This is a genomic window from Hassallia byssoidea VB512170 (assembly GCF_000817785.2).
Lineage (GTDB): Bacteria > Cyanobacteriota > Cyanobacteriia > Cyanobacteriales > Nostocaceae > Hassallia > Hassallia carrinoi.
Map to the genome: position 1 here is coordinate 1 of NZ_JTCM02000190.1, position 5,939 is coordinate 5,939.

Genomic DNA, 5,939 nt, shown 5'->3' on the forward strand with positions numbered 1-5,939 from the left:
CGTAAATCAAGGAACCTGCAACAGGTTCACGGATACCATCGATGTCTACTGGGGGTGCTGCGATAAACGCAATGATGAAGCAGGTGGTAGCGGCTAGCAAGGTGGGGATCATCAATACCCCGAACCAGCCGATGTATAGGCGGTTTTCGGTGGAGGTGATCCAGTTACAGAACCGTTCCCATACGCTGGCGCTTTCGCGTCTTTGTAAAGTTGTGGTCATGAGTTTATGATTGCTTGAAAAGTGTATGAAATATGCAGGTAGGTGTTTCTTACCTGTTATTAAATATAGTAGAACTAATATTGAGTTTTGTAAAGTACTTTCAGAAACTTTTTTACAATTAGTGCAGTGTGGCGGAAATCATTATCCAGTTGAACAAGGTTAAAAAGCTTACTGTACAAGCTTTACTTCTGCTTTCATATACTATAATTTTCGGGCTAATAAAAGCTTGTTTGCGCTACAGAAGCACAGGTTTGAGGTAAGGAAAGACTAATATTCACCTTTGACTTGCGATCTAGACAAGCCACAAATGTAGATTTTGGCTAAACCGAATCTCCATAGTGAAGTTTACATAGATGCGTGAGGCATTGCAAATGGTACTGAGACGATGGGCAATGACGATGCGGGTGACATTCAATCTATCTAGATTCTTAGTAACGATTGCTTGTGTGCGATTATCTAAAGCGCTGGTTGCCTCATCCATGAGGATAATTTTCGGCTTGGCGACAAGCGATCGCGCAATTAATAATCGCTGCCGTTGTCCCGTGGAAAAAAAGAGAGTAATTGAGCGCAACCATTTTGGCACCTTCTAGCTACAACTTGTGGATCTCGCACTCCATAGCGAGCGGGAGGTTCAAGGCAAGGCTGAAAAAATGGGGGCGAGTGAAATTGCCGTAAGAAATAGGTTTAGAACGAAGGCTTGAAAAATCATTTATTGCCTTCAACGGAGGATATCGCTCTTGTGTCGCGGATCTATAAAACAAGGCAATAAATGATTTTTTGTCGCCAACTCCTACGGCTTTATTAACTAGTCGTAGGGTGTTGGATGCTTTTTGTGAGGATGGAAGCCTGCCGGGAGAACAAGCTCTAAAAAATTAGCCAGCCTTTATTCAATAGTCGTAAAGTGTTGTCAGCAAATCGTGGGGCGACGTCTTCACCTATTCCCGCAAGGAGGCTCACACTGAACCCGATAGGGTCAGTGTCAAGAGGAATTGCGGGTTAAAAACTAAACGCCTCCCGAATGATAACAACCGCAGGTTGTTGAAAGAGTGGAGGCAGTTGAGTTTTTAACAAATAAGTCTTTGATACAACACGACTATTTTAATGTATTATGGTCACTTGTGATGAAATCAAAGTCATGGAACAAGTATTGACGCTAGTTTGCAAACTCAACCCCCTCTCAAAAACAGGCAGAAGAAATCGAACTGGTATTGAAGGCTTTTGCTGATGCGTGTAATTACGCCAACCAGAAAGTTAAACCTCAGATAAGCAGTAAGACCACAATTCAAAACATGGTCTATAACGAGATTCGTGCTTTGTTTAGATTGAGTGCAAATTTAGCTGTTCGTGCTTGCGCCAGGGTTGGAGCTAATCGCAAGACTGCTAAACTCAAAGATAAGCCAGTTAAAACATTCAAACCAACATCGGCTGATTATGATGCCAGGATTTTCTCATTCAGAGAGAAAGACTGGGCTGTTAGCTTGACTTTGATGAATGGCAGAGAACACATCAAGATTGATGTTGGTAATTATCAAAGAGGTAAGTTAAAAGGTAGAAAACCAACGTCAGCGCAGTTATGTAAACATCGTGATGGTAACTACTACATCCACATTCAAATTAAAGACAAAGCACCAACACCTATTAAATCTAATAACGTAATTGGTGTCGATTTTGGTCGTCGTGTGTGAATCGTTGGCTAGAAACCATTCCATATAAGGATTAGGGGGATTAGCCGCAAGGAATAGAACCTTGACAACTGAATGACCATATAGGTGAGAGGTAGTAACCTAAAATCCTCAAATCCTATCCCGCAGGTGCAGCGGTGAAAGCACTTCCCCCAGGTTTGCGACTAGCCATCAACGCCTGAAGCGGGGATGAAAGGTGGCTCCACTTAAAACCTAATTCGGTATCCACCAAGCAAAGTACCCATGAGTAAAGCCTCAGCTTGAAGATATGCTTGAATCGTCGTTACAAAAAACCAGCGAAATAAGGCTTAAGGCGCTGGAGCCAAAAGGCACAGGATATGGAATTGGCAAGAACGTCGTTGTCCAATAAGCACTTCCAATAAACCCGGCGAACAGTATCACTCTAAAGGTACATAGTATGGTCATTCGGAACGAGATAACCTCTCGCTTGCTCTCAGGTGGTCGAATACCTGAGCAGGTGCTAACCGTATGCAACGAGTAGGAGAGATTTAGTCAGAAGCGAACGTCTGGGGTAATTCCTAGAATATGCTGACAGACTAACGGTGATTTGGAAGATAAAGTTTCAAGTAGTGAGTACAAATGTCTAATACACAGTCTCAACAACTGATGGTGGAATGGCACAAAATTAACTGGCGCAAGCTAGAGCGTAATGTGTATAAGCTCCAAAAGAGAATTTATCAAGCCTCTCAGCGTGGTGATGTGAAAGCGTTTCGCAAACTCCAAAAGACACTGATGAAGTCTTGGTCAGCAAGAGCTTTATCGGTTCGTAGAGTTACCCAGGATAACCAAGGGAAAAAGACGGCAGGTGTGGATGGGCAAAAAAGCCTGACCCCAAAGCAACGTCTTGACCTAATAGGTTCAATGAAACTGGGTTCCAAGGTCAGCCCTACCCGGAGAGTATGGATTCCCAAACCGGGAACAGAAGAGAAGCGACCTTTGGGCATACCTACAATGAAAGACCGAGCCTTGCAAGCTCTTGTCAAACTGGCACTAGAGCCAGAATGGGAAGCGCGATTTGAACCTAACTCATACGGGTTCAGACCTGGACGCTCATGTCTTGATGCGGTGGAGGCTATATTTAGCGCAATTAGGCTCAAGCCTAAATTTGTGCTTGATGCCGATATTGCTAAATGTGTGCGCCGCGACTGTTAATGCGGTATCCCCAACCAAGTTGGGAGAGACTGAGAAGAAAGTCTCTAGGTCAACCAACCCACCTAGAGTCGAAAGACAAAGGGGACAACAGCATGTTGGTAAAGCCAAAAATGGAGAGAAGGCGTTAAAAACCACTGTTTGGCAAGACCTGTGTGACAAGGTGAAGGTTAAACTACCAGAAGCCCAATTCTGACGGCATATGCGATTGCCTATTCCTACAACGCCTAAAAGGAATAATCGAGTGTGCGTAGTTATAAACATTGGAACGACGCAACTTCTCCAAACGATGTCAGCCATCGATGAGACGGCTTAAAGAATGAATGGGACACCGCGCATCACACTATTACGTACCGAGTTGATGAAGCGCGGGATGGTCTACGGGACGCGAGTCCTATGACTACAGAGTTCCCATAGTAGTCCGAGGACGGGAAAGCCGTTCACATGGGCGTTGCGGGAACAGGTATTTCCGACATTTTTCACCGAAGAGGTACGCGAGATGCGAAATGCCGAAACGGTACTAAGTGTAATTCGAGACAGAGGCTACCGTGGTTTACCATTAGATGATGTCTATAGGCAACTGTTCAATCCCGATTTGTACCTCAAGCGCGTACAGCCGCATTTATAAAAATGCCGGAGCAATGACGCTCATGAGTAACACAGGAAACTGCTGATGGAATGTCCATCAAAAAGATTGAGAGTCTCATAGAAGAGATTCGATACGAACGTTTTCGATGGACACCAGTGAGGCGAATTAATATTCCCAAGAAAAATGGGAAAACTCGATCACTAGGTATTCCTACTTGGAAAGACAAATTGGTTCAAGAAGTAGTACGTTTGATGTTAGAGGCGTATTATGAACCGCAATTGTCCGACAGCAGTCACGGTTTTAGACCCAAACGCGGATGCCACACGGCTTTAACAATAATAGACCGCACCTGGCAAGGAACCAAGTGGTTCATTGAAGGAGATATTCGCGGATGTTTCGACAACATAGACCATAAAATCTTGATGTCAATACTACGCGAGAAAATCCAAGATAACCGCTTCCTGAGATTGATTGAAAATTTACTCAAGGCTGGTTACTGCGAACAATGGAAATACCATTCTACCCTTAGTGGAACCCCACAAGGGGCGATTGTTTCACCACTACTCGCCAATATTTACCTTGATAAGTTGGATAAGTTTGTCGAAAATTGTCTAATTCCAGAGTATACACGGGGTAAAAGAAGGGCAGAAAATCCTGAGTACTCAAAACTCCAAAAACTTGCCTGGTATTTCCGGAAAAATGGACAAATAGAAAAAGCGCGTCAACTGGAAATACAATACCAGATTATGCCTTCGCGCATATGTCCGTGAAGATAGGATATAGAAGGCTTAGTTACGTGCGTTACTAGAAGTGATTTTCTACTTGGTTTCATTGGCTCCGGAGCGGAAGCAAAAGAAATCAAGGAAAAACTGAAGGCATTTTTAGCATCTTATTTGAAGCTAGAATTATCACCGGAAAAGACCTTGATAACTAATGCCAAAACAGAAGCAGCTTCCTTCTTGGGTTACGAAATCCAGGTTCAATATTCTGATAGTAAGCATACCAAAGGTAGACGCTTACTAAATGGAATTATTGGATTGCGAATTCCCGCAACAGTTGTAGAAGAAAAATGCGCCCTCTACAAAAGAAATGGTAAACCCATTCACCGCCCTGAATTGATAAACGACGATGACTTTACTATCATCAACCTCTATCAATCAGAATACCGAGGATTCGTACAATTCTACAGTCTTGCCCAAAATATCGCATGGCTTGAGAGAGTCAGATGGATTATGTGGAGTTCGCTAATGAAAACCCTTGCCTGTAAATATAAAACTAGCGTGGCGAAAATTTGCGAAAAATACCACAAGACGGTAAAACTTCCTCACGGATTAAGAAAGTGTGTTGAAATCACCATCTCAAGAGAGGGAAAGATTGCCATTTTGCAGTACCACCCCTTGGACGCTAAGAGCGGACACTCATTTGACAGCCAACATCTGTAAAATGTCGTGGGGTATCGAGGATAAGCGTAAAACTTGGCTAGAGAATGAGTGAAAGAGCGTTTGTGAAACCCCTGCAACAACCTATCGCCTTATGTGGACAATTGAACGGAAGGGGGTTTGACACTCGTGTAGACAAAAATGGCACTCATAGTTCGTTTTATAGATCCGCAACACCCCGCGATACCCAAGGGATGAAGGCTGTCCATTTTTGTCCGGGTGAGCGTCCAAGGGTATCGTTGGGTATCGCGGATCTAAAAAACGAACTATGAGTGCCACATTTGTCATTCGGTTGGACTCGCCCCAACATTCAGCCCTCAGTTAAGATTATGCGACGGCTGCGAATTTGGTAGCATTGGGCGATCGCACTCAGCAATCGGTCATACTGAATCATAATCAGAAAATACAAGACCATCATCACCGCATCAATTACTGTCGTCGCCAATCGTCCTGAGAGTACTTCTGCAACTTTGTCATTAAGTTGCACTCGGCTACTGATTTCTCCTGCGATCGCGCTGGGCGAGTCTTTCTTTTGACTTATGTGGACAGGCAACCGAAGTTCAAAAGTCGTGGGTGGTTGCCGATCTACGCTTCCCTTGCCTGTCCACATAAGGCGTATCTCTTTGTTGCAGGGGCAGAAAGCAACGCCATTGATGTGTACGGCTGCTATCTGCCAATAGTCGCTTCCTTCGCCTTCTGGCACAACTTCTAAAAACCCACCCCTGTAAGGCTCGATTATTCCTATATAGCGTTTCCCGGTCTAATGAAGTACACTTGTGAAGATAAAACCGTGCATCTCCTCAAGGATAAAAATGAAACCATATTCCTTCGACTTTCGC

General features: G+C 44.0%; 6 protein-coding genes and 2 pseudogenes. 5 read left to right on the top strand and 3 right to left on the bottom strand.

The features are described from left to right. A pseudogene (locus tag PI95_RS34310) lies at positions 1-220 on the bottom strand (photosystem II q(b) protein); the annotation flags it as partial. Between the two features lie 346 nt (positions 221-566). Next, positions 567-767 (bottom strand): annotated as a pseudogene (locus PI95_RS34315) (ATP-binding cassette domain-containing protein); the annotation flags it as partial. 742 nt (positions 768-1,509) lie between these two features. Here PI95_RS34315 and PI95_RS34320 point away from each other — a divergent pair. From PI95_RS34320 to PI95_RS34335, 5 genes are all read left to right on the top strand, one after another. Continuing rightward, positions 1,510-1,905 carry a hypothetical protein gene (locus PI95_RS34320; protein WP_236117321.1) on the top strand — a complete coding sequence of 132 codons (396 nt, stop codon included), beginning with the start codon at positions 1,510-1,512 and terminating at the stop codon, positions 1,903-1,905. Positions 1,906-2,502: 597 nt separating this feature from the next. Continuing rightward, entirely contained in the window at positions 2,503-3,075 is a 573-nt protein-coding gene (locus PI95_RS34325; RefSeq protein ID WP_039738632.1) for a reverse transcriptase N-terminal domain-containing protein, read from the top strand. A gap of 496 nt (positions 3,076-3,571) precedes the next feature. Continuing rightward, on the top strand, positions 3,572-3,700 hold the full coding sequence (locus tag PI95_RS37085; RefSeq protein ID WP_268896857.1) for a hypothetical protein: 129 nt from the start codon (positions 3,572-3,574) through the stop codon (positions 3,698-3,700). A gap of 50 nt (positions 3,701-3,750) precedes the next feature. After that, positions 3,751-4,431 (top strand): reverse transcriptase/maturase family protein, encoded by a 681-nt coding sequence (locus tag PI95_RS34330; protein ID WP_063842301.1) that lies wholly within the window; start codon positions 3,751-3,753, stop codon positions 4,429-4,431. 123 nt (positions 4,432-4,554) lie between these two features. Further along, positions 4,555-5,103, top strand: coding sequence for a group II intron reverse transcriptase/maturase (locus PI95_RS34335; RefSeq protein WP_063842300.1), 549 nt, complete (start codon positions 4,555-4,557; stop codon positions 5,101-5,103). A 307-nt stretch (positions 5,104-5,410) separates the two neighbouring features. On the opposite strand, the gene PI95_RS34340 is transcribed toward PI95_RS34335, so the two are convergent. Next, a complete protein-coding gene (locus PI95_RS34340) occupies positions 5,411-5,803 on the bottom strand; it encodes a 6TM ABC transporter family protein (RefSeq protein WP_163519458.1) in 393 nt (130 codons plus the stop codon). Positions 5,804-5,939: the final 136 nt, after the last annotated feature.